Genomic DNA, 23437 nt, shown 5'->3' on the forward strand with positions numbered 1-23437 from the left:
GAACCGCTGCTTTCAGTGCAGGCCCGCGATGTAATCCGCCACCGCTTTCATTTCCGCCTCGTTCAGGCGCGACGAGATGGCATGCATCGGCTCGCTGTTGTTACGTGTTCCCGACGCGAAGGCATTCAACTGAGCGACGGTGTAATCGCCCCATTGCCACGACAGACGCGGATACTGCACCGGAATGCCCATGCCCGTCGCGCCGTGGCACGCCGCGCAGGCCGGAACGCCTTTATCCCCGATTCCGCCGCGATAGATCTTCTGCCCGAGCGCGACGTCATTCTTGTCGCGCGCATAGCCCTGCTTGGTCTTCTGCGATGCGAAGTAGGCCGCGACATTCACCATGTCCTGATCCGACAACGCGCCCGCAATGCCCGCCATGATCGGATTGCTGCGCGCGGGCGCCTTGGCACCCGGCTGCGTCTTGTAGTCTTTCAACTGCTTGACGATGTATTCCGCGTGCTGACCCGCGAGCTTGGGAAACGCCGCGCCGGCGCTGTTGCCATCGGCCGCGTGACACGCTGCGCACACCTGAGTCGCGATGGCCTGACCGCGCGCCACGTCCGGTTTCGCGGACTGCGCGGGCTCCGCCGCCTGTGCTGTTACCGATCCTGCCAAACCACCGAAAGCTGCCGCTGCCTGAATCACTACCAGAGACCTGTACAGTCGGTTCATTCGCGTGCCCTGTTTTTCGTCTTGTGAGAATGTGAGGTTCTGCAGAAAACGACGGCGACCAATCTTCGCCACCAGACAACCCGAACGAAAGGGCATGAATAACGCCCTGCAAACTGTCTCGCTCCCTTATGGGTATGGCCTGTGGCTCTGATGCGGCTTGCCCGTTCACGGGTCTTGAAAAAACCGTCGTATTGTACAATAACCCGCTACACGCAAAGACGCCAGTCGGGGCAAGCCCAGTATTCGCCGGGTTCTCAAGGCTTCGAGTTCTCGTTTTCCAAAAAGGCCTGCCCAATGTCATCCAAGTCGTTCCTGCTTCATCAAGCGCGCTTCTTTACCACCGTCAATCATTTGCGCGATCTGCCGCCCACGCCGCAGCCGGAAATCGCGTTCGCGGGACGCTCGAATGCGGGCAAGAGCACGGCGATCAACATTCTCTGCAATCAGAAGCGGTTGGCGTTCGCCAGTAAGACGCCGGGACGCACGCAGCACATCAATTACTTCGCGGTCGGGCCGAAGGACGAGCCGGTCGGCTATCTCGTCGATCTTCCGGGTTACGGCTACGCGGAAGTGCCGGGCGCGGCGAAAGAACATTGGCAGCGTTTGCTGTCGACGTACCTTCAAAGCCGTGCGCAATTGCGCGGCATGATCCTCATGATGGACGCGCGCCGTCCGCTGACCGAACTCGATCAGATCATGATGGATTGGTTCGCGCCGACCGGTAAGCCGATCCACGCACTCCTCACGAAATGCGACAAATTGACGCGACAGGAAATGACCAACACCTTGCGCGCCACGCAGAAAGCCTTCGGTGAATACAAGAGCGCCGGATATCGCGGCGAATTGAGCGTGCAGCTTTTTTCCGCGCTCAAGCGAACCGGTCTGGACGAGGCGCACGAGTTGATCGAGAGCTGGTTGGCGCCTGCTTCTGAAGAGACGCCGGAGTAAGCGGACATAAAAAAACCCGCCGTATGACGGCGGGTTAATAGCCTAATCGAATAACGACAGGCACCCGCTCAGGGAGGAGAAGCGGGGAGCTTGGCGGCAAGCGCCTCGCTCGATCGGAATGATATACCATTGTCTTAAAACGGTTTCAGACGAGGCAGCAGCCTCGTACGACAAGGCTTCCAGCGTTTCGGAACACGTTTTCTTCCTCCTCTGACGTCCTCCAAATTCGAGTCCAGACATGAGCTTTTATCCTCACCATCGCCCGCGCCGCATGCGCCGCGATGACTTCTCGCGCCGTCTGATGCGCGAGAACATTCTTACCACCAACGATCTCATTTACCCGGTCTTCATCGTCGAAGGGACGAACGTGCGGCATGCCGTGCCGTCCATGCCGGGCGTCGAGCGAACGTCCGTCGATCTGCTGATGAAGGTAGCGGAGCAATGCGTCGAACTTGGCGTGCCGGTGCTGTCGCTGTTTCCTGCCATCGAGCCGTCGTTGAAGACGCCTGATGGACGCGAGGCAACGAATCCGGAAGGGCTCATCCCGCGTGCCGTGCGCGAACTCAAAAAGAATTTCCCGATGTTGGGCGTGCTCACGGACGTTGCGCTCGATCCGTACACGAGCCACGGCCAGGACGGCGTGCTCAATGAAGAAGGATACGTGAAGAACGACGAAACGAGCGAGATCCTCGTCGAGCAGGCGCGCACGCAGGCGGAAGCGGGCGTGGATATCGTCGCGCCGTCGGACATGATGGACGGGCGCATCGGCGCGATCCGCGAGATGCTGGAAAGCGACGACCACATTCACACGCGCATCATGGCTTATGCCGCGAAGTTCGCATCGGCGTTTTACGGGCCGTTCCGTGACGCGGTCGGTTCCGCCGCGAATCTCGGCAAGGGCAACAAGATGACGTATCAGATGGACCCGGCCAACTCCGACGAGGCGCTGCGCGAAGTGCGCATGGACATCGAGGAAGGCGCGGACATGGTGATGGTCAAGCCCGGCATGCCCTATCTCGATATTGTGCGGCGCGTGAAGGACGAATTCCGCTTCCCGACGTATGCGTATCAGGTAAGCGGCGAATACGCGATGATCAAGGCCGCCGCGCAAAACGGCTGGCTCGATCACGACAAGGCCATGATGGAAGCGCTGCTCGCGTTCAAGCGCGCGGGCGCGGACGGCGTGCTGACGTATTTCGCGCTGGACGCGGCGAAGATTCTGCGCGCGTCGAAGTAAGGTTTTTTGTTGGTGATTTTGAGAAGGGCGATGCGCGTTGCATCGCCCTTTTCTTTATCCGTTCGTTGGGCCGACTTTATCGAGGCTCTTGAGGAACGTGTCCGCTGATTCATAGCCCACTACCCGCGCCACTTCGTTGCCCTGTGCATCGAAAAAGATGATGCCGGGCGGGCCGTAAAGCTTGAAGCGTTTGAGCAAGGTCTGATCGTTGGGATTGTTCGCGGTGACGTCGGCGCGAAGCAGGTTTAGTTGCGCGAGACGCGCCTGAACGCGCGCATCGGAAAAGGTGAGATTTTCCATCTCCTTGCATGACACGCACCAGTCGGCGTAAAAGTCGAGCATGGCAGGTTTTGCGCCTGACTTGACCGCCGAGTCCAGTTCCGTCGATGAACGCACCGGCGCGAACGCCGGCCCTTGCGCCTGTGTCGATGAAACCGCGCGCGAGGCCAATACGCCAAGTGGACGCAATGGATCGGTCGAGCCTGCCGCGAGACCGACGAGCAGCGTCGCCGCCCAGATCGCGAATGCCGCGCCGAGTCCGCGACCGAGGCGCTTCCAGACGTTCACCTGCACCGCCGCACCCGCTGCGAACAATCCGAGCGATGCCGCCGCGATCAAGAGCCACAGCGCCGCGAGCAGCATTTGCGCGACGCCGCCGATCACCGGCCAGACGATCCAAAGTGCGGCAGCCAGCAACAGGACGCCGAAGAACACCTTTACGCCGTCCATCCACGTCCCAGCGCGCGGTAAGACCGAACCCGCACCAAGTCCAATGACAAGCAGCGGCACGCCAAGGCCGACGCCCATCGCGAAAAGCGCAGCACCGCCGAGCATCGCGTTGCCCGTGTGCGCGATAAAGGCCAGCACGGCGAACAGCGGCGCCGTCATGCACGCGCCGACGACGAGCGCGGAAAGCGCGCCCATCACGGCCACCGCGGCGAACTTGCCGCCCGATCTCTTCTGCGATGCCTCGTTCACGCCACTTTGCCAGCGCGCCGGCAGCGCGATATCGCGGCCCGAAATCAACGTGATGGCAAAAAGCGCGAGCAACACGCCGAACACGCCCAGCACCCACGGATTCTGCAACCACGCGCCGAGGCTTTGCCCAATCAACGCAGCGGCCACTCCAAGGACGGTATAAACGAGCGCCATCCCGATGACATACGAAAGCGACAGCGCAAAGCCTCGCCCACGCGTCACGCGCGCGCCTTCGCCGACGATGATCGCGGAGAGAATCGGGATCATCGGATAGGAGCACGGGAGCAGGCTCAAAACCATCCCGGCCAGGAAATACAGGCCGACGACCGTGAAGAAGCCGCCGCCTTCGAGCATGGATTGCGCATAGTCAGCGCTCGTCGCACGTTCGAACCACGAATCGCCGGAAGGCACGGCGGGTGTTGCGGTCGTTCCGGCAGCGTGAAGCGCGTCGCCTTTCACGCGATAAACACGCTCCATCGGCGGATAACAAATTCCGCCGTCCGCGCAACCTTGGGATGTCACGGACAACTCGAACGGCCCTTTCGCCTGCGTCACGGGAATCCGGATGAGCAACTCGCCGCGATAGGTTTCGACGTCCTTGTTGAACGTCTGATCGAAGTGAACCTTGCCCGCCGGCAATTGCGCGGCGCCGATGGTCGCATCACCGCTCTTGACCGCGAACGCGAACCGCTCGCGATACATGTAATAGCCGTCCGCGATCTTGTAGCGCACATCGACTTCGCCCGGCTGCTCGGACGCGCTGAATTTGAAAGCGACTGCGGGATCGAGAAATTCGTCGGCTGCACGCGCGACGCCGACAACTGACACCAGCGCGGCCACGATCAGAAACGCGGCCCATACCCGCCGCGCGAAAAAGGAAGAAAGCTCAAACATGAAGAGGACGCTGCGTTTCCACATTGACCCAATGACCATATTCCGGCGATGCATCCACCTGCCAGACGAGGATTTCGGGCGTTTCATAAGGATGACGGCGGCAATCAATCGCTGCAATTCGTCGCTGCGCGCGACGCTCGTCTTAAACATCAACTGCACTTCCTGCGATGACTCCAACACGCCCTTCCAATGATATTGCGACGAGACACCACCGAGGTTCGTCACGCAGGCCGCGAGCCGCGCTTCCAGAGCCGTCTGCGCAAGCGCGCTGGCGGCGTCCACGTCGGGCAGCGTGGTCAGCATAAGGACGATGGGAATATTCACATGCGACTCCTGAATTGCGTATCGTAGCATCGGCGGCGAACGGGCATCTTCAAACGCTGTAGCACCGAAAACGCACGCCGCAAAATGCAAAAAGGCCAAGCGGTGCTTGGCCTTTTTGTTGAAGCTTCGAACCGGAATTTACTCCGCTTCTTGCACTTCTTCCGTTTCTTCGACTTCCGGGCGATCCATCAACTGGATCAGCGCCATCGGCGCATTGTCGCCGACGCGGAAACCGAACTTCAGGATGCTGAGGTAGCCGCCCGGACGGTTTGCGTAACGCGGGCCGAGCACGTCGAACAGCTTCGCAACGGAATCACGATCGCGCAGACGGTTGAACGCGAGACGGCGATTCGCCAGCGACGGCTTCTTGCCCAGCGTAATGAGGGGCTCGACAACCTTGCGCAGTTCCTTGGCCTTCGGCAGCGTCGTCTTGATGACTTCGTGCTCGATGAGCGAATTCGACATATTGCGGAGCATTGCCAGACGATGGCTGCTCGTGCGGTTCAGTTTCCGCAGACCATGCTTATGACGCATTTTGAGTTTCCTTTAACGAGTTTTGATCCAGCTCTTCTATTGCGCCTCAAAGTACCTTGCCACTGCTTTGAGTACGGCGCACGGGCCGGTCGAAAATAAAGCAAGACGCGGATTTTAAAGCAAAATCCGCGTCCTTGCCAAGCTACGCGATGCGCTGCGTTCTTACTTGTCCAGCCCTGCCGGCGGCCAGTTTTCGAGCTTCATACCGAGCGTCAGACCGCGCGAAGCCAAGACTTCCTTGATTTCGTTGAGTGACTTGCGGCCCAGATTCGGCGTCTTCAACAGTTCGTTTTCCGTGCGCTGGATCAGATCGCCGATGTAGTAGATGTTCTCGGCCTTCAGGCAGTTCGCGGAACGAACCGTGAGTTCGAGGTCATCGACCGGACGCAGCAGGATCGGATCGATCTGCGGCGCGCGCGACGGCGCTTCCGCTGCCGCTTCGGTGCCTTCCAGTGCCGCGAACACCGACAACTGATCGACCAAGATGCGAGCCGACTGGCGGATCGCTTCTTCCGGCGAAATCACGCCGTTGGTCTCGATGTTCATCACGAGCTTGTCGAGGTCGGTACGCTGTTCCACACGCGCGCTTTCCACGGCATAGCTCACGCGGCGAACCGGCGAGAACGATGCATCCAGCACGATCCGGCCAATGATCTTCGCCGATTCTTCGCCATAACGACGCACGTTGCCCGGCACATAGCCGCGGCCCTTCTCGATCTTGATCTGAACGTCGAGCTTGCCGCCCTTCGACAGATGAGCGATCACGTGTTCCGGATTGATGACCTCGCAATCGTGCGCGAGTTCGATATCGCCGGCCGTGACAAGCCCTTCGCCTTCCTTGCGGAGCGTCACCGTGACTTCATCACGGTTGTGCAGCTTGAAAACGACGCCCTTCAGGTTCAACAGCAGGTTGACCACATCCTCTTGCACACCATCGAGCGTCGAGTATTCATGCACGACGCCCGCGATCGTCACTTCGGTCGGCGCGTAGCCGATCATGGACGACAGCAGCACGCGCCGAAGCGCGTTACCCAAGGTGTGGCCATAGCCGCGTTCGAACGGCTCCATAACCACCTTCGCGTGGCTTTCGCCAAGCGATTCAACTGCGATGATCTTGGGCTTCAACAAACTGGTTTGCATAGGTTTTCCTTTTCAATACCCTCGGCTCGTTACACCGATAAGGCTGACCGGTAACAACCAGAAAATGAACAGCCGAGGCTGCCTTTTTGCCACAGGCAATCAGGCTCCCCGGCTGCCCATCCGGTAATCACGCGAACTACGCGCGATTAACGCGAATACAATTCGACGATCAGGCTTTCGTTGATGTCGCCGGCGATATCGCTGCGTTCCGGCATCGCCTTGAACGTGCCTTCGAACTTCTTCGCATCGACCGAAACCCAGCTCGGCATGCCGCCTTGTTCCGCCAGCGAAAGCGCTTCGACGATACGCGCTTGCTTGCGCGATTGCTCACGCACGGAGACGGTATCGCCCGACTTCACTTGCATCGACGGGATGTTGGCGACCTGGCCGTTCACGAGGATCGACTTGTGGCCGACGAGCTGACGCGCTTCAGCGCGCGTCGAGCCGAAGCCCATGCGATACACGACGTTATCGAGACGCGATTCGAGCAATTGCAGCAGGTTTTCGCCCGTCGGGCCCTTGCGGCGATCGGCTTCAGCGAAGTAGCGGCGGAACTGACGCTCCAGCACACCGTAAATACGCTTCACCTTTTGCTTTTCGCGCAATTGGGTGCCGTAGTCGGACGTACGCGCGCCCGAAGTGCGGCCGTGCTGGCCGGGCTTGCTGTCGAGCTTGCACTTGTCAGCGAGCGAGCGGCGTGCGCTCTTGAGGAACAGATCTGTGCCTTCACGGCGGGACAGCTTGGCTTTGGGACCGGTATAGCGTGCCACGTTGCATCCTTAAATATTGATCACGCAAACTTCCGTCAGACTTCGGTTTGCGCTAGTTCGAACCCTTTGGGTCGAACGGTGGGCTTAGTCAGATTCATAACGCACGAAACCCGCCGATACTCGCGTATCGACAGGAAACATGCGGTCACGTCGTCAACTTAGATACGACGACGCTTCGGCGGACGGCAGCCGTTGTGCGGGACCGGCGTCACGTCGGAGATCGCGGTGATCTTGATGCCAAGACCATGCAGCGCGCGCACCGCCGATTCACGGCCAGGACCGGGGCCCTTGATCCGCACTTCGAGGTTCTTCACGCCGTATTCCATCGCCACGCGGCCAGCCGACTCGGCTGCCACCTGAGCTGCAAACGGCGTCGATTTACGCGAGCCCTTGAAGCCCTGACCGCCCGAGGTCGCCCATGCCAGCGCGTTGCCTTGACGATCGGTGATCGTGATGATGGTGTTGTTGAACGACGCGTGAACGTGAACCACGCCCTCGGCGACGTTCTTCTTGACCTTCTTGCGAACGCGTTGCGCCGCGGAGTTGTTCGAAGCCTTAGCCATTACGTTTTCCTGTAACTGTCAATTCCGCTTACTTCTTCAGCGATTGCGCTGCACGACGCGGACCCTTGCGAGTACGGGCATTCGTGCGGGTACGCTGGCCGCGCAGGGGCAAGCCCTTGCGATGACGCATGCCGCGGTAGCAACCCAGGTCCATCAGGCGCTTGATGTTCATCGTCACTTCACGGCGCAGATCGCCTTCGACGATGAACTTACCCACTTCGTCACGCAGCTTTTCGAGGTCTGCGTCTGTGAGGTCCTTGACCTTCTTCGAAAATTCCACACCAGCGGAGGTGCAAATGCCGCGCGAACGCGTGCGTCCGATGCCGAAGATTGCCGTCAGGCCGATCTCGGTATGCTGGTGATTCGGGATGTTAACCCCTGCGATACGAGCCATTGTTTTTCCTCAAACAAAAAGCGCAAGCAAAAGCGCGGCGTTCAGCCTTGACGCTGTTTGTGGCGCGGATCAGAGCTGCAAATCACGCGCACAACGCCCTTGCGCTTGATGATCTTGCAATTGCGGCAAATGCGCTTAACCGATGCCATCACTTTCATGATATTACCCTTTTTTCAAATCACTTCGCCCGGAACACGATCCGTGCACGAGACAGATCGTAAGGCGTCAGTTCAACCGTAACCTTGTCGCCCGGCAGGATGCGGATGTAGTGCATCCGCATCTTTCCAGATATGTGTCCCAGGACGACATGGCCATTTTCCAATTTCACCCGGAAAGTAGCGTTGGGCAAGTTTTCAATCACCTCACCCTGCATCTGGATTACATCGTCTTTGGCCATAGTTCTAAATCAGCGCATCGGGACGTTGCCGCCCTTGAAGTTTGCCTTCTTGAGCAGCGACTCATATTGTTGCGACATCACGTACGACTGTACCTGTGCCATGAAGTCCATCGTGACGACGACAATGATCAGCAGCGACGTTCCACCAAAGTAAAACGGCACGTTCCAGCGCAACACCAGAAACTCAGGCAGCAGGCACACGAAAACGATGTAGATCGCACCAGCCAGCGTCAGACGCGTGAGGATGCGGTCGATATATCGCGCGGTCTGATCGCCCGGACGAATTCCCGGAACGAACGCACCGCTCTTCTTCAAGTTGTCGGCGGTCTCACGGCTGTTGAACACCAGTGCGGTGTAAAAGAAGCAGAAGAAGACGATCGCCAACGCATACAGCATCACGTACACAGGTTGGCCCGGCTTCAATGCCTCAGCCACGTTGTGCAACGTGTTCGCGAACCAACCGGTGCGCGACCCCGAACTGAACCAGTTCAGGATGGTTGCCGGGAAGAGGATGATCGACGACGCGAAGATCGGCGGAATCACACCCGACATGTTCAGCTTGAGCGGCAGATGAGACGACTGTCCACCGTAAATCTTGTTACCGACCTGGCGCTTCGCGTAGTTCACGAGGATCTTGCGCTGACCGCGTTCGATGAACACGACCAGATACGTGACCGCCGCAATCAGCGCGACGATGATGATCGCCGAGATGATGCTCATCGAACCGGTGCGAACCAGCTCGAACAAACCGCCGATCGCATTCGGGAAACCCGCCGCGATGCCGCCGAAGATGATGATCGAGATACCGTTGCCGAGACCGCGTTCCGTGATCTGCTCACCAAGCCACATCAGGAACATCGTGCCCGTCACCAGCGTGACGACCGTCGTCAGCCGGAACACCATGCCGGGGTCCAGCACCAGAGCCGGCTGATTCTCCAGCGCGACCGCGATACCGAACGCCTGGAAAGTTGCCAGCACCACCGTGAAAATACGCGTGTACTGCGTGATCTTCCGTTGGCCCGCCTGACCTTCCTTCTTCAACGCCTCCATCTGCGGCGACACGATCGACAGCAACTGCATGATGATCGACGCCGAAATGTAGGGCATGATGCCCAGCGCAAAGATCGTGAATCTTGACAGCGCGCCACCCGAGAACATGTTGAACATGCCAAGGATGCCGCCCGACTGGCTTTGGAACAGCTTCGCCAGTTGATCCGGATCGATGCCGGGAACCGGAATATGCGCACCAATGCGGTAGACGATCAACGCAAGCAACAGAAACACTGCACGCTTGCGCAGATCGCCAAATTTCGCCGCGCTTCGACCGGGTTTTGCGAGACTCGGGCTGTTAGCCAAGAACCTTCTCCGATGCTAGTGCTAGTAACGGCGAAAGCGCGTTACTCGGCGAACGAGCCGCCAGCGGCTTCGATGGCAGCACGGGCGCCCTTCGTTGCCGTCAGGCCCTTCACCGTGATCTTGCGGCTGATTTCGCCAGTCTTGATGATCTTCGCGCTCTTGATGAGCTCGCCGACCAGACCCGCTTGCTTCAGCGCCAACAGATCGATTTCGTCGACCGGCAGCTTTTCCAGATCAGCCAGGCGCACTTCACCGACAAATTCCTTCGTCAGCGAGGTGAAGCCCCGCTTCGGCAGACGGCGCTGCAGAGGCATCTGACCGCCTTCGAAGCCGACTTTATGAAAGCCGCCCGAACGCGATTTCTGACCCTTGTGGCCGCGGCCAGCGGTCTTGCCGAGGCCCGAACCGATCCCGCGACCAACGCGACGCTTTGCATGCTTCGCGCCTTCTGCCGGCTTCAGGTTATTCAATTCCATGTTCAACTCCTTGGATCCTTGGGGTCAGCGGCTTAGCTGATGACCTTAACGAGGTACGAAACCTTGTTGATCATCCCGCGCACTGCCGGCGTGTCCTGCAACTCGGAGACCGAGTTCAGGCGGCGCAGGCCGAGGCCACGCACCGTTGCACGATGCGTTTCGCGGGTCCCGATCAGGCTCTTCACGAGCTGAACCTTGACAGTTTTATCAGACATGGTGACCACCTTAGCCCAGAATGTCTTCGACGGACTTACCACGCTTCGCCGCGATGTCTGCCGGGGTGGACTGCTTGCGCAGGCCGTCCAGCGTCGCACGAACGAGGTTGTAAGGGTTCGTCGAACCGTGGCTCTTGGCCACAACGTTTTGAACGCCCATCACGTCGAACACTGCGCGCATCGGGCCGCCAGCGATCACGCCAGTACCGTCCTTCGCCGGAGCGAGGAGGACTGCCGAGGCGCCGTGCTTACCGTGCACTTCGTGTTGCAGCGTGCCGTTCTTCAGGGGCACCTTGAACATATTGCGTCGGGCTTGTTCCATTGCCTTTTGAACAGCAACCGGAACTTCCTTTGCCTTGCCCTTGCCCATGCCGACGCGGCCATCACCGTCGCCAACCACGGTCAGTGCGGCGAAGCCGAGAATACGGCCACCCTTCACGACCTTGGTCACGCGGTTGACCGAAATCATCTTTTCGCGCAGGCCGTCGTCGCGTTCGTCTGCCTGAACTTTCGCTTGCATCTTTGCCATGACGAATTCTTCCCTTAGAACTTGAGTCCGGCTTCGCGCGCCGCATCAGCCAGCGCCTTGACGCGGCCGTGGTAGCGGAAACCCGAACGGTCAAAGGCGACGGATTCGATGCCGGCTGCCTTGGCCTTTTCGGCGATACGCTTGCCGATCAGCGTCGCAGCATTGACGTTGCCGCCCTTGCCCGACTTGTCGGCCAGCTCTGCGCGCACTTCGGCTTCGAGCGTCGAGGCGCTTGCGAGCACTTTCGTGCCGCATGCCGAGAACACTTGCGCGTAGATGTGCGTATTCGTGCGATGCACGGCCAGACGCGCGACCTGAAGCTCAGCGATCTTGATACGCGTCTGACGAGCGCGGCGCAGGCGAGATTGAGTCTTATCCATGATTGCGCACCCTTACTTCTTCTTCGTTTCTTTGAGGATCACGACCTCGTCGGAATAACGCACGCCCTTGCCCTTGTAGGGCTCCGGCGGACGATAGCCGCGCACTTCTGCTGCGGTCTGTCCGACTTTCTGCTTGTCGATCCCCTTGATCACGATTTCGGTCTGCGTCGGGGTTTCAGCCTTGATGCCTTCCGGCATCTGGTGCACCACAGGGTGCGAGAAACCCAGCGACAGATTCAGCTTGTCGCCTTGCGCTTGTGCACGATAACCGACGCCAACCAGCGTCAGCTTACGTTCGAAACCCTTGGTGACGCCTTGCACCATGTTCGCCACCAGGGCGCGCATCGTGCCGGACATCGCATTCGCTTCACGGCTTTCGTCCGTCGGAGCCAGCTTCAGGGTGCCGTTCTCGTTCGTCACGCTGACCAGCTTGTTAGCCGGTTGCGAGATCGTGCCGAGCGGACCCTTTACGGTGATGACGTCGCCCTTGACGGCCACTTCCGCGCCTTGCGGCAGCGTAATCGGGCTTTTACCTACTCGAGACATGTTTCTTCTCCTTAGGTGTTAAGCGACGTAGCAGATGACTTCGCCACCGACGCCGTTCTGGCGCGCCTTGCGGTCGGTCATCACACCCTTCGGCGTCGAGACGATTGCAACACCCAGGCCATTCATGACTTGGGGAATGTCGTTGCGACCGCGGTACACGCGCAGGCCAGGCTTCGAAACGCGTTCGAGACGCTCGATCACCGGACGGCCAGCGTAGTACTTCAACGCGATATTCAATTCGATCTTCGCGCCATCAGCCTTCACTGCGAAGTCGTCGATATAACCTTCGTCCTTCAAAACCTGCGCAATCGCAACCTTGACTTTCGACGAGGGCATAGTCACCGAAACCTTCTCGACCATCTGCGCATTGCGGATGCGAGTCAGCATATCGGCGATAGGATCACTCATGCTCATTTATGTTTCTCCTATTACCAGCTCGCCTTGGTCAGGCCAGGGATTTCGCCGCGGAAAGCGATTTCGCGGATCTTGCCACGCGCGAGTCCGAACTTGCGGAACGTGCCACGCGGACGACCCGTGATCGCGCAGCGGTTACGCTTGCGAGTGGGGTTCGAGTTACGCGGCAGTTGTTGCAGCGCCAGACGCGCGAAGTAGCGCTCTTCGTCCGACTTGCTTGCGTCGTCGATCACAGCCTTCAGCTCAGCACGCTTCGGAGCGTACTTGGCTGCCAGGCGCGCGCGCTTCTTTTCACGTTCGATCAGTGCCAGTTTAGCCACGGTAACCTCAGTTTCTGAACGGGAACTTGAAGCCGGCGAGCAGCGCCTTTGCTTCATCGTCAGTCTTCGCAGTCGTCGTGATGCTGATGTTCAGCCCACGCAGTGCGTCGATCTTGTCGTAGTCGATTTCGGGGAAAATGATCTGCTCTTTCACACCGATGTTGTAGTTGCCACGACCGTCGAATGCACGGCCCGACACGCCACGGAAGTCACGCACACGGGGGAGCGCAACCGTCACGAAACGGTCGAGGAATTCGTACATTGCCTGGCCGCGCAGCGTGACCATCGCGCCGATCGGGTAGCCTTGACGAATTTTGAAGCCTGCGATTGCCTTGCGCGCCTTCGTGATAACCGGTTTTTGGCCAGCAATCTTCGTCAGGTCGCCCACGGCGTTTTCGATGATCTTCTTGTCAGCGACGGCTTCGCCAAGACCCATGTTGAGGGTGATCTTGGTGATGCGCGGCACTTCCATGATGGACTTGTAGCCGAACTTTTCAACAAGTTGCGGCACAACCTTTTCTTTGTAAATCTCTTGCAGACGAGCCATTTTTTAACTCCGCGTCAGGCGTTAAGCGTGGCGCCGGTCGACTTCAAGAAGCGAACCTTCTTGCCGTCTTCGACCTTGATGCCCACACGCGATGCCTTGCCATTCGCGTCCACGACTGCGACGTTGGAAATATGCAGCGACATCGACTTGGCTTCCACACCGCCCGTCGTACCCTTCATCGGGTTCGGCTTCACGTGCTTCTTGACGAGGTTGATACCCTCGACGGTCACACGATTTTCCGCAACGGCCAGCACGGTGCCGCGCTTACCCTTGTCTTTGCCGGTAATGACGATGACTTCGTCACCCTTGCGAATCTTGTTCATCGCGACTCCTTACAGCACTTCGGGCGCAAGCGAAACGATCTTCATAAATCGTTCGCTACGCAGTTCACGCGTCACCGGCCCGAAGATACGCGTGCCGATCGGCTCGAGCTTCGTGTTCAGCAGAACAGCAGCATTGCCGTCGAACTTGATCAGCGAGCCATCCTGGCGACGCACACCCTTGGCCGTACGAACGACCACGGCGTTGTAGATTTCGCCCTTCTTCACGCGTCCGCGCGGCGTCGCTTCTTTGACGGTCACCTTGATGATGTCGCCAATGCTTGCGTAACGACGCTTCGAGCCGCCGAGCACCTTGATGCACATGACTTCACGCGCACCCGTGTTGTCGGCCACTTCAAGCCGAGTTTCGGTCTGGATCATGGTTTATCTTTCCCAACTTAATCCGATTGCACCACCATGGCACAAACGGTCAGTCTTGGTCCCGTCAGCCGAATCGGCTGCTTGGGTTAGAACAGGCAGCGACGGCAGACGAAACCCGCCATCGCAATCCGGTGAATCTGTCGACACAGGCTGGCGCCCGTACCGGCTTCCCCCACCAACTTCGCCCGCGACGGGGCTCCCACAAAGAGGGAAGACCGAGATTATAACAAATAATCTCGGTCTTGCAAGTGAAACTTGTCGCGACACTATTTACCGCCGTGCTGCGACAGATACTGCCTTTAAATTACGCGAGCCGCTTCAACCAGCTTCGACACAACCCAGGCCTTCGTCTTCGAAATCGGACGGGTTTCCTGGATTTCGACGAGATCGCCTTCGTTGTACGTGTTCGCGTCGTCATGCGCGTGGTACTTCTTGGAACGCACAACATACTTGCCGTAGATCGGATGCTTCACGCGGTGCTCGACCAGAACGGTGACCGTCTTGTCCATCTTGTTGCTGACGACCTTGCCGACCAGCGTCCGCTTGAGCGAGGTTTTTACGCTATCGTTCATTTCTGGTTCGCCTTCTCAGTCAGGACGGTGCGCACACGTGCGATGTCGCGACGAACCTTCTTCAGCTGGCTCGTGTTCGTGAGCTGCTGGGTCGCGAGTTGCATACGCAGGCCAAATTGCGCCTTGAGCAAGTCCGACAGCTCTTGGTTGAGCGCGGACTGTTCTTTCTGGCGAAGTTCAGTAGCCTTCATCATTTACTCCTTAGGCGCCGAGCTGACGAACCACGAAGTACGTCTTGAGCGGCAGCTTGGCTGCAGCCAGACGGAACGCTTCGCGTGCCAGTTCTTCGGTGACGCCGTCCATCTCGTACAGCATCTTGCCCGGTTGAATTTCAGCGACGTAGTACTCCGGGTTACCCTTACCGTTACCCATACGCACTTCGGCCGGCTTTTGCGAAATCGGCTTGTCCGGGAAAATACGGATCCAGATCCGGCCGCCACGCTTGATGTGACGCGTCATTGCACGACGCGCCGCTTCGATCTGGCGCGCGGTCAAACGGCCGCGACCGATAGCTTTCAGACCGTACTCACCGAACGACACTGCGTTGCCGCGCGTCGCCTTGCCGGTGTTACGACCTTTCTGCTCCTTGCGATACTTTCTGCGTTTCGGTTGCAGCATCGTTATTCTCCAGTCTTCGCGTCACCGCCACGGCGCGGGCCGCCACGGCGTGCGCCTGCCGGACCACCGCCTTCACCGTCACGGCGCGGACGGCGATCGCCACCCGGACGTGCGTTGCGGCGCGGACGCTTTTCTTCTGCTACTTCTTCGACCACCGGTGCATCGTTGCGGCCCAGGGTGTCGCCCTTGTAGACCCACACCTTCACGCCGATGATGCCGTACGTCGTCTTCGCTTCCGAAGTCGCGTAGTCGATATCCGCACGCAGCGTATGAAGCGGCACGCGACCTTCGCGATACCATTCCGTACGAGCGATTTCGATACCGTTCAGACGACCCGCGCTCATGATCTTGATGCCCTGAGCACCCAGACGCATGGCGTTTTGCATCGCGCGCTTCATCGCACGACGGAACATGATCCGGCGTTCGAGCTGCTGCGTGATGGAATCGGCGATCAGTTGCGCGTCCGTTTCCGGCTTGCGAATTTCTTCGATGTTGACGTGAACCGGAACGCCCATGCGCTTCTGCAGCTCGGCCTTCAGCGATTCAATGTCCTCACCCTTCTTGCCGATGACAACGCCCGGACGCGAGCTATAAATCGTGATGCGCGCGTTCTTCGCCGGACGCTCGATGACGACGCGACCAACCGAAGCGTTCTTCAGCTTCTTCTTCAGGTATTCACGAACACCGATGTCTTCCTGCAACATCGCCGCGAAATTGTTGTTGTTCGCATACCAGCGCGAAGCCCAATTGCGGCTGACGGCCAAACGGAAGCCAGTCGGATGAATTTTTTGTCCCATCGTATGGCTCCTTAATTCCCGACCGTCACAGTGATGTGACAGGATTGCTTCTCGATGCGGTTACCGCGACCCTTGGCGCGTGCGGTGAAACGCTTCAGCGAAGCAGCCTTGTCGATGTAGATGCTCGTGATCTTGAGCTCATCGATATCGGCGCCTTCGTTGTGTTCCGCATTCGCGATCGCAGACAGCACGACCTTCTTGACGATACCCGCCGCCTTCTTCGGCGAGAACGTCAGAACGTTCAGCGCCTTGTCGACCGGCAAACCACGAATCTGGTCAGCCACAAGGCGCGTCTTCTGCGCCGAGATGCGGGCACCGCGATGAATTGCTTTCACTTCCATCTTGATTGCCCCTTATTTCTTGGCCTTCTTGTCGGCCGCGTGACCCTTGAACGTACGGGTCAATGCGAACTCGCCAAGCTTGTGGCCGACCATGTTTTCCGTGACATACACCGGAACGTGTTGACGGCCGTTGTGAACGGCGATCGTCAGACCGATGAAATCCGGCAGAATCGTCGAGCGACGCGACCAGGTCTTGATCGGCTTCTTGTCGCGCGTAGCTGCAGCCGACTCAACTTTCTTCAGCAAATGAGCGTCGCAGAACGGACCTTTTTTAGCAGAACGTGTCATTGCCTACTCCTTAACGCTTGTGACGGCGCTGGACGATCATCGTCGTCGTGCGCTTGTTGCTGCGGGTACGATAGCCCTTCGTCGGCGTGCCCCACGGGCTCACCGGATCGCGACCTGCAGCCGTCTTGCCTTCACCACCGCCGTGCGGGTGATCGACCGGGTTCATTGCAACACCACGCACCGTCGGACGGATACCGCGCCAGCGATTCGCACCAGCCTTGCCGATTTGACGGAGGCTATGCTCTTCGTTGCCGACTTCACCGATGGTTGCGCGGCACTCGACGTGCACGCGGCGGATTTCGCCCGAGCGCAGACGCACCTGAGCGTAGACGCCTTCACGCGCCAGCAGCATGGCCGACGTACCAGCCGAACGCGCCATTTGCGCGCCCTTGCCCGGCAGCATCTCGATGCAGTGGATCGTCGTACCGACCGGGATGTTGCGGATCGGCAGCGTGTTGCCTGCACGGATCGGCGCTTCCGAACCGGACATCAGCTGCGTGCCGACCGCCACGCCCTTCGGCGCGATGATGTAGCGACGCTCGCCGTCTGCGTACAGAACCAGCGCGATGTTCGCGCTACGGTTCGGGTCGTACTCAAGACGTTCGACCTTCGCCGGGATGCCGTCCTTGTTGCGACGGAAATCGACGATACGGTAGTGTTGCTTGTGACCACCACCCTGGTGACGCGTGGTGATACGGCCGTTGTTGTTACGGCCCGCCGACTTGGATTGCACGTCGAGCAGCGCAGCGTGCGGCTTGCCCTTGTGCAGTTCCTTGTTGACGATCTTGACCATCGCGCGGCGACCCGGCGAGGTCGGCTTAACTTTTACGATTGCCATGATTACTTGGCCTCCGCTTCAAAGTTGATTTCCTGACCGGGCTTCAGGCAGACGTAGGCCTTCTTCACGTCCTTGCGCTTGCCGAGGTTGCGGCCGAAACGCTTGGCCTTGCCCTTCGTGACGAGCACATTAACGGAATTGACTTCGACCTTGAACAGCAGCTCGACAGCAGCCTTCACTTCCTGCTTCGTGGCGTCCGGTGCGACTTCGAACACGACTTGCTCGTTCTTGTCGGCAACCAGCGTCGCCTTTTCGGAGATCACCGGCGCGAGCAGAACTTGCATCAAACGATGATCGTTTTTGCGAATCTCGCTCATGACAGCAACTCCTCGATCTGAGCGACCGCAGCCTTCGTGATCAACACTTTCTTGAAGTAGATCAACGAGAGCGGGTCGGCGTAACGCGGCTCGACAACTGCCACGTGGGCCAGGTTGCGGGACGCGAGGTACAGGTTTTCGTCAACCGTATCGGTGATGACCAACACGGATTCGAGACCCATTGCCTTGAATTTTTCGGCCAGCAGCTTGGTCTTCGGAGCTTCGAGCGCGAAGTCTTCAACCACCGAGATACGCCCTTCGCGAGCCAACTGCGAGAAGATCGAGCAGAGGCCTGCGCGATGCATCTTCTTGTTGACCTTGTGCGAGAAGTTTTCTTCCGGCGAGTTCGGGAAAATCCGACCACCGCCACGCCACAACGGGCTCGACGACATACCGGCACGAGCGCGGCCCGTACCCTTCTGACGCCACGGCTTCTTGGTGGTGTGCTTGACCTGCTCGCGATCCTTCTGCGCGCGGTTGCCGCTACGTGCGTTCGCCTGATAGGCGATCACGATCTGGTGAATCAGGGCTTCGTTGTAATCGCGACCGAACACGACGTCCGATGCGTTCACGCCAGCGCCTTCCTGACCATTGGCATTCAGGAGCTTAAGTTCCATTATTTCGCTCCTTTCACGGCACGCGTCTTGACGGCGGGGGTCACGAAGACCTTGCCGCCCTTCGCACCCGGAACAGCGCCGCGGACGAGCAGTAGCTTGCGCTCTGCGTCGATGCGGGCGATTTCGAGATTCTGCACGGTCACGGTATCGTCACCGAGGTGACCCGTCATGCGCTTGCCCGGGAACACACGACCCGGATCCTGCGCCATACCGATCGAACCCGGAACGTTATGCGAACGCGAGTTACCGTGCGATGCACGACCCGATGCGAAGTTGTAGCGCTTGATGGTACCGGCGTAGCCCTTACCGATCGACACGCCCTGCACATCGACCTTCTGGCCAACTTCGAAAATGTCCGTACCGATAACGGCGCCGTTCGACAGCTCACCTGCCTTGGCCGAATCGATATGGAATTCTTTGAGGATTTCACCGGCTTGAACACCGGCTTTGGCGAGGTGACCCGCCAGCGGCTTCGTCACGCGCGATGCGCGGCGAGCACCGAATGCAACCTGAACGGCGGTATAACCATCCGTTTCAACGGTCTTGATCTGCGTCACGCGGTTGTCCGACACGTCCAGCACGGTGACGGGAATCGAATCCCCTTCAGGCGTGAAGATACGGGTCATGCCAACCTTGCGACCTACGAGTCCAAGGCTCATCGTTTTCTCCATTCCCGACTGCGATTGGTCGGGGCTGATTTACAAGTGCCGGCTTCGTCACGGAAGACTGGGCCGGTTTTTTCAAGCGCATATGCGCGAAAAGCCTTGGAGTATAACAAGGCTTTTCGTTTTCTGCAAGCAATCAAAGACTTAGCTCCGTCTGCGGGCTTTGCAGCCGCCAGCGGAGCTTTTTGCGTTACTGCAGCTTGATTTCGACGTCCACGCCAGCCGGCAGATCGAGCTTCATCAGCGCGTCGACGGTCTTGTCCGTCGGATCGACGATGTCCATCAGACGTTGGTGCGTACGGATTTCGAGCTGGTCGCGCGACGTCTTGTTGACGTGCGGCGAACGCAGGATGTCAAAACGCTGAATACGCGTCGGCAGCGGCACCGGGCCACGGACGATCGCGCCAGTCCGCTTCGCCGTATCGACGATTTCGGCTGCCGATTGATCGATCAAACGATAGTCGAACGCCTTCAGACGGATGCGGATTTTCTGGTTTTGCATGACGATTCCTTGAAAAGAGCGAGGCGGTGTTGCACCGCCGATTTGGCAAAAGAGCGAGGGACCGGACATCCGCTGAGGGCGAACATCCGGCCCCGGTCACATTACTTCAGTACGCCAACAACAAGCGAACTCGAGATGTTACTCGATAATCTTCGCGACGACACCCGCGCCGACGGTACGACCGCCTTCACGGATAGCGAAGCGCAGACCTTCTTCCATGGCGATCGGAGCAATCAGCTTGACCGTGATCGACACGTTGTCGCCCGGCATCACCATTTCCTTGTCCTTCGGCAGCTCGATCGAGCCCGTCACGTCCGTCGTGCGGAAGTAGAACTGCGGACGGTAGTTGTTGAAGAACGGCGTGTGACGGCCGCCTTCGTCCTTGCTCAGCACGTACACTTCAGCCGTGAAGTGCGTGTGCGGCGTGATCGAACCGGGCTTAGCCAGCACCTGGCCACGCTCCACGTCTTCGCGCTTCGTACCGCGCAGCAGGATACCGACGTTGTCGCCTGCCTGACCTTGGTCGAGCAGCTTGCGGAACATTTCCACGCCCGTGCAAGTGGTCTTCACCGTCGTCTTGATACCGACGATTTCGATTTCCTCGCCAACCTTCACCACACCGCGCTCGATACGACCCGTCACCACCGTGCCGCGACCCGAGATCGAGAACACGTCTTCCACCGGCATCAGGAAGGCGCCATCGACTGCGCGCTCCGGCGTCGGGATGTACGTGTCCAGTGCGTCGGCCAGGCTCATGATTGCCACTTCGCCCAGCTCGCCCGTGTCGCCTTCCAGCGCGAGCTTGGCCGAACCCTTCACGATCGGCGTGTCGTCGCCCGGGAAGTCGTACTTCGACAGGAGTTCGCGCACTTCCATTTCGACGAGTTCGAGCAGCTCGGCGTCGTCCACCATGTCGCACTTGTTCAGGAACACGATGATGTACGGCACACCGACCTGACGCGCCAGCAGGATGTGCTCACGCGTTTGCGGCATCGGGCCGTCAGCGGCCGAACACACGAGAATTGCGCCGTCCATCTGCGCGGCGCCCGTGATCATGTTCTTCACGTAGTCGGCGTGGCCCGGGCAATCGACGTGTGCGTAGTGGCGGTTAGCCGTTTCGTACTCGACGTGCGCGGTGTTGATCGTGATACCACGTGCCTTTTCTTCCGGCGCCGCATCGATCTGGTCGTATGCCTTCGCTTCGCCGCCGAACTTCTTCGTCAGCACCGTCGTGATCGCTGCCGTCAGCGTGGTCTTGCCGTGGTCAACGTGACCGATCGTGCCCACGTTCACGTGCGGCTTGGTCCGCTCGAATTTACCTTTTGCCATGATTACCTTCTTTCAGAGTTTGGTTATCGGTTAAAGCTTGTGGCTTGCGCCGAATGACTTGCGGGCTTACTTGCCCTTGGCGTTGATGATCGCGTCGGCGACGTTACGCGGAGCTTCAGAGTAATGCTTGAACTCCATCGTGTACGTTGCACGGCCTTGAGTCAGCGAACGCAGCGAGGTCGAATAGCCGAACATTTCCGACAGCGGAACTTCCGCGCGAACGATCTTGCCGCCGCCAATCATGTCTTCCATGCCCTGGACGATACCGCGACGGCCCGACAGATCGCCCATCACGTTGCCCATGTAGTCTTCCGGCGTTTCGACTTCCACAGCCATCATCGGTTCGAGGATGACCGGGCTTGCCTTGCGCATCGCTTCCTTGAAGGCCATCGAGCCGGCCATGCGGAACGCGTTTTCGTTCGAGTCGACGTCGTGGTACGAACCGAACGTCAGGTGAACCTTCACGTCGACGACCGGGAAGCCAGCCAGCACGCCGGACTTCAGCGTTTCCTGGATACCCTTGTCCACCGCCGGGATATATTCGCGCGGAATCACACCGCCCTTGATCTCGTCCAGGAACTCGTAGCCCTTGCCTTGCTCGTTCGGCTCAAGCGTGATGACCGCGTGACCGTACTGACCACGACCGCCCGACTGCTTGACGAACTTGCCGTCGACGTCTTCCGCCTTGCTGCGGATCGTTTCGCGGTAAGCAACCTGCGGCTTGCCGACAGTCGCTTCCACGCCGAATTCGCGGCGCATACGGTCAACCAGAATTTCGAGGTGGAGCTCGCCCATGCCCGAAATGATGGTTTGGCCCGACTCCTCGTCCGTCTGAACGCGGAACGACGGATCTTCCTGAGCCAGACGATTCAACGCCAGACCCATCTTTTCCTGGTCAGGCTTGGTCTTCGGCTCGACAGCCTGCGAAATCACCGGCTCCGGGAAAATCATGCGTTCGAGCACGATCGGATGCTGCGGATCGCACAACGTGTCGCCCGTGGTTGCTTCCTTCAGGCCCACAGCCGCCGCGATGTCGCCGGCGCGCACTTCCTTGATTTCTTCGCGCTGATTCGCGTGCATCTGCAGAATACGGCCCAGACGTTCCTTCTTGTCCTTGGTCGCGTTCAAGACGGTGTCACCCGAATTCACGACGCCCGAGTACACGCGGAAGAAGATCAACTGGCCGACGAACGGGTCAGTCATGATCTTGAACGCCAGCGACGAAAACTTCTCGTCGTCCGATGCACGACGCTCGCCCTTCTCGCCGCTTTCGAGTTCGCCTGTAACCGGCGGAATGTCGATCGGCGACGGCAGGAAGTCGATCACAGCGTCCAACATGCGCTGCACGCCCTTGTTCTTAAACGCGGTGCCACACAGCATCGGCTGAATTTCGCAAGCAATGGTCCGGTCGCGAATCGCCTTGACGATTTCCGCTTCGGTCAGCTCTTCGCCGCCGAGGTACTTTTCCATCAGCTCTTCGGTAGCTTCGGCCGCCGACTCGATCATCTTCTCGCGCCACTCATTGCACGTGTCGACGAGTTCAGCCGGAATATCGACGTAGTCGAACTTCGTGCCTTGCGAAGCTTCGTCCCAGATGATCGCCTTCATCTTGATCAGGTCGACCACGCCCGTGAACGTGTCTTCAGCGCCGATCGGCACCACGACGGGAACCGGGTTCGCCTTCAGACGCGTCTTCAGTTGCTCGTAGACCTTGAAGAAGTTCGCGCCGGTACGGTCCATCTTGTTGACGAACGCGAGACGGGGAACCTTGTACTTGTTCGCCTGACGCCACACGGTTTCCGACTGCGGCTGCACACCGCCCACCGCGCAGTAGACCATGCACGCGCCGTCGAGCACGCGCATCGAGCGTTCGACTTCAATCGTGAAGTCGACGTGGCCCGGCGTGTCGATGATGTTGATGCGGTGCTCGGGATAGTTGCCGCCCATGCCCTTCCAGAAGGCAGTCGTGGCAGCCGATGTGATCGTGATGCCGCGTTCCTGCTCCTGCTCCATCCAGTCCATCGTCGCGGCGCCGTCGTGCACTTCGCCGATCTTGTGGTTCACGCCCGTGTAGAACAGGATGCGCTCGGTCGTCGTCGTTTTGCCGGCGTCGATGTGAGCGCTAATACCGATATTGCGGTAGCGCTCGATAGGTGTCTTGCGAGCCACTTTGGATCCTTTTTCGGTCAACGCACGGCCTCATTTTTTGTCAATG

The 23437-nt window shown here is 59.1% G+C and carries 35 protein-coding genes; 2 read left to right on the forward strand and 33 right to left on the reverse strand.

Translation table 11 applies throughout. The features are described from left to right. Positions 1-12: 12 nt before the first annotated feature. Entirely contained in the window at positions 13-675 is a 663-nt protein-coding gene (locus ACZCWR_RS00350) for a c-type cytochrome (RefSeq protein WP_487301812.1), read from the reverse strand. 294 nt (positions 676-969) lie between these two features. On the opposite strand from ACZCWR_RS00350, the gene yihA reads away from it, so the two are divergent. Beyond that, on the forward strand, positions 970-1623 hold the full coding sequence (gene yihA, locus ACZCWR_RS00355; RefSeq protein WP_487301813.1) for a ribosome biogenesis GTP-binding protein YihA/YsxC: 654 nt from the start codon (positions 970-972) through the stop codon (positions 1621-1623). 238 nt (positions 1624-1861) lie between these two features. Beyond that, the gene (hemB, locus tag ACZCWR_RS00360; protein WP_487301814.1) at positions 1862-2860 is read left to right on the forward strand and encodes a porphobilinogen synthase; all 999 of its coding nucleotides are present in this window, start codon (positions 1862-1864) and stop codon (positions 2858-2860) included. Between the two features lie 54 nt (positions 2861-2914). On the opposite strand, the gene cutA is transcribed toward hemB, so the two are convergent. The 32 genes from cutA to fusA all read right to left on the reverse strand — a co-directional run bounded on the left by cutA (position 2915) and on the right by fusA (position 23391). After that, complete coding sequence (gene cutA / locus ACZCWR_RS00365; RefSeq protein ID WP_487301815.1) at positions 2915-5056, reverse strand: divalent cation tolerance protein CutA; 2142 nt, start codon at positions 5054-5056, stop codon at positions 2915-2917. A 138-nt stretch (positions 5057-5194) separates the two neighbouring features. Then, positions 5195-5590 (reverse strand): 50S ribosomal protein L17, encoded by a 396-nt coding sequence (rplQ, locus tag ACZCWR_RS00370; RefSeq protein WP_162066873.1) that lies wholly within the window; start codon positions 5588-5590, stop codon positions 5195-5197. Positions 5591-5752: 162 nt separating this feature from the next. Further along, positions 5753-6730 (reverse strand): DNA-directed RNA polymerase subunit alpha, encoded by a 978-nt coding sequence (locus ACZCWR_RS00375; protein ID WP_487301816.1) that lies wholly within the window; start codon positions 6728-6730, stop codon positions 5753-5755. Between the two features lie 146 nt (positions 6731-6876). Next, positions 6877-7500 (reverse strand): 30S ribosomal protein S4, encoded by a 624-nt coding sequence (gene rpsD, locus ACZCWR_RS00380; protein ID WP_487301817.1) that lies wholly within the window; start codon positions 7498-7500, stop codon positions 6877-6879. Between the two features lie 158 nt (positions 7501-7658). Beyond that, entirely contained in the window at positions 7659-8063 is a 405-nt protein-coding gene (rpsK, locus tag ACZCWR_RS00385; protein ID WP_006052224.1) for a 30S ribosomal protein S11, read from the reverse strand. Positions 8064-8091: 28 nt separating this feature from the next. Next, complete coding sequence (gene rpsM / locus ACZCWR_RS00390) at positions 8092-8457, reverse strand: 30S ribosomal protein S13 (RefSeq protein ID WP_309833588.1); 366 nt, start codon at positions 8455-8457, stop codon at positions 8092-8094. A 41-nt stretch (positions 8458-8498) separates the two neighbouring features. Continuing rightward, positions 8499-8615 carry a 50S ribosomal protein L36 gene (rpmJ, locus tag ACZCWR_RS00395; RefSeq protein WP_004199844.1) on the reverse strand — a complete coding sequence of 39 codons (117 nt, stop codon included), beginning with the start codon at positions 8613-8615 and terminating at the stop codon, positions 8499-8501. Positions 8616-8635: 20 nt separating this feature from the next. Continuing rightward, entirely contained in the window at positions 8636-8854 is a 219-nt protein-coding gene (gene infA, locus ACZCWR_RS00400; RefSeq protein ID WP_004521905.1) for a translation initiation factor IF-1, read from the reverse strand. A gap of 9 nt (positions 8855-8863) precedes the next feature. After that, entirely contained in the window at positions 8864-10210 is a 1347-nt protein-coding gene (gene secY, locus ACZCWR_RS00405; RefSeq protein ID WP_487301818.1) for a preprotein translocase subunit SecY, read from the reverse strand. Positions 10211-10251: 41 nt separating this feature from the next. Beyond that, on the reverse strand, positions 10252-10686 hold the full coding sequence (gene rplO, locus ACZCWR_RS00410; protein WP_277185943.1) for a 50S ribosomal protein L15: 435 nt from the start codon (positions 10684-10686) through the stop codon (positions 10252-10254). A 32-nt stretch (positions 10687-10718) separates the two neighbouring features. Further along, on the reverse strand, positions 10719-10901 hold the full coding sequence (gene rpmD, locus ACZCWR_RS00415; protein ID WP_007180126.1) for a 50S ribosomal protein L30: 183 nt from the start codon (positions 10899-10901) through the stop codon (positions 10719-10721). 10 nt (positions 10902-10911) lie between these two features. After that, entirely contained in the window at positions 10912-11430 is a 519-nt protein-coding gene (rpsE, locus tag ACZCWR_RS00420; RefSeq protein ID WP_061170928.1) for a 30S ribosomal protein S5, read from the reverse strand. 14 nt (positions 11431-11444) lie between these two features. Further along, positions 11445-11810: a 50S ribosomal protein L18 gene (gene rplR / locus ACZCWR_RS00425; protein ID WP_016346468.1), complete on the reverse strand. Its 366-nt coding sequence runs from the start codon at positions 11808-11810 to the stop codon at positions 11445-11447. A 12-nt stretch (positions 11811-11822) separates the two neighbouring features. Next, the gene (gene rplF / locus ACZCWR_RS00430; protein WP_487301819.1) at positions 11823-12356 is read right to left on the reverse strand and encodes a 50S ribosomal protein L6; all 534 of its coding nucleotides are present in this window, start codon (positions 12354-12356) and stop codon (positions 11823-11825) included. Between the two features lie 18 nt (positions 12357-12374). Continuing rightward, a complete protein-coding gene (gene rpsH / locus ACZCWR_RS00435; protein WP_044041653.1) occupies positions 12375-12770 on the reverse strand; it encodes a 30S ribosomal protein S8 in 396 nt (131 codons plus the stop codon). 14 nt (positions 12771-12784) lie between these two features. After that, entirely contained in the window at positions 12785-13090 is a 306-nt protein-coding gene (rpsN, locus tag ACZCWR_RS00440) for a 30S ribosomal protein S14 (protein ID WP_016346471.1), read from the reverse strand. A 7-nt stretch (positions 13091-13097) separates the two neighbouring features. Continuing rightward, positions 13098-13637 carry a 50S ribosomal protein L5 gene (rplE, locus tag ACZCWR_RS00445; RefSeq protein ID WP_087049859.1) on the reverse strand — a complete coding sequence of 180 codons (540 nt, stop codon included), beginning with the start codon at positions 13635-13637 and terminating at the stop codon, positions 13098-13100. Between the two features lie 14 nt (positions 13638-13651). Then, complete coding sequence (gene rplX, locus ACZCWR_RS00450; RefSeq protein WP_487301820.1) at positions 13652-13960, reverse strand: 50S ribosomal protein L24; 309 nt, start codon at positions 13958-13960, stop codon at positions 13652-13654. A gap of 9 nt (positions 13961-13969) precedes the next feature. Next, on the reverse strand, positions 13970-14338 hold the full coding sequence (gene rplN / locus ACZCWR_RS00455) for a 50S ribosomal protein L14 (RefSeq protein WP_006998478.1): 369 nt from the start codon (positions 14336-14338) through the stop codon (positions 13970-13972). A 299-nt stretch (positions 14339-14637) separates the two neighbouring features. Further along, a complete protein-coding gene (rpsQ, locus tag ACZCWR_RS00460; RefSeq protein ID WP_008343854.1) occupies positions 14638-14910 on the reverse strand; it encodes a 30S ribosomal protein S17 in 273 nt (90 codons plus the stop codon). Beyond that, positions 14907-15101: a 50S ribosomal protein L29 gene (gene rpmC, locus ACZCWR_RS00465; RefSeq protein ID WP_487303198.1), complete on the reverse strand. Its 195-nt coding sequence runs from the start codon at positions 15099-15101 to the stop codon at positions 14907-14909. The genes rpsQ and rpmC overlap by 4 nt, the downstream gene beginning before the upstream one ends. 10 nt (positions 15102-15111) lie before the next feature. Then, positions 15112-15528: a 50S ribosomal protein L16 gene (gene rplP / locus ACZCWR_RS00470; RefSeq protein ID WP_061170924.1), complete on the reverse strand. Its 417-nt coding sequence runs from the start codon at positions 15526-15528 to the stop codon at positions 15112-15114. A 2-nt stretch (positions 15529-15530) separates the two neighbouring features. Beyond that, on the reverse strand, positions 15531-16325 hold the full coding sequence (rpsC, locus tag ACZCWR_RS00475; protein WP_277185939.1) for a 30S ribosomal protein S3: 795 nt from the start codon (positions 16323-16325) through the stop codon (positions 15531-15533). Positions 16326-16336: 11 nt separating this feature from the next. Continuing rightward, a complete protein-coding gene (gene rplV / locus ACZCWR_RS00480; protein WP_011490054.1) occupies positions 16337-16666 on the reverse strand; it encodes a 50S ribosomal protein L22 in 330 nt (109 codons plus the stop codon). A gap of 12 nt (positions 16667-16678) precedes the next feature. After that, positions 16679-16954 (reverse strand): 30S ribosomal protein S19, encoded by a 276-nt coding sequence (gene rpsS, locus ACZCWR_RS00485; RefSeq protein ID WP_035506764.1) that lies wholly within the window; start codon positions 16952-16954, stop codon positions 16679-16681. Positions 16955-16964: 10 nt separating this feature from the next. After that, the gene (gene rplB, locus ACZCWR_RS00490; RefSeq protein ID WP_487301821.1) at positions 16965-17792 is read right to left on the reverse strand and encodes a 50S ribosomal protein L2; all 828 of its coding nucleotides are present in this window, start codon (positions 17790-17792) and stop codon (positions 16965-16967) included. A 2-nt stretch (positions 17793-17794) separates the two neighbouring features. Next, positions 17795-18109 carry a 50S ribosomal protein L23 gene (gene rplW / locus ACZCWR_RS00495; protein ID WP_487301822.1) on the reverse strand — a complete coding sequence of 105 codons (315 nt, stop codon included), beginning with the start codon at positions 18107-18109 and terminating at the stop codon, positions 17795-17797. Beyond that, a complete protein-coding gene (gene rplD / locus ACZCWR_RS00500; protein WP_487301823.1) occupies positions 18106-18726 on the reverse strand; it encodes a 50S ribosomal protein L4 in 621 nt (206 codons plus the stop codon). The genes rplW and rplD overlap by 4 nt, the downstream gene beginning before the upstream one ends. After that, complete coding sequence (rplC, locus tag ACZCWR_RS00505) at positions 18726-19385, reverse strand: 50S ribosomal protein L3 (protein ID WP_487303199.1); 660 nt, start codon at positions 19383-19385, stop codon at positions 18726-18728. The genes rplD and rplC overlap by 1 nt, the downstream gene beginning before the upstream one ends. Positions 19386-19581: 196 nt before the next feature. Then, positions 19582-19893 (reverse strand): 30S ribosomal protein S10, encoded by a 312-nt coding sequence (gene rpsJ, locus ACZCWR_RS00510; RefSeq protein ID WP_006998489.1) that lies wholly within the window; start codon positions 19891-19893, stop codon positions 19582-19584. Between the two features lie 138 nt (positions 19894-20031). Then, positions 20032-21222, reverse strand: a complete 1191-nt coding sequence (gene tuf, locus ACZCWR_RS00515; protein WP_487301824.1) for an elongation factor Tu — start codon at positions 21220-21222, stop codon at positions 20032-20034. 66 nt (positions 21223-21288) lie between these two features. After that, positions 21289-23391 carry an elongation factor G gene (fusA, locus tag ACZCWR_RS00520; protein ID WP_487301825.1) on the reverse strand — a complete coding sequence of 701 codons (2103 nt, stop codon included), beginning with the start codon at positions 23389-23391 and terminating at the stop codon, positions 21289-21291. Between the last annotated feature and the right edge of the window lie 46 nt (positions 23392-23437).

This window comes from Caballeronia sp. A2-2 (assembly GCF_057612605.2).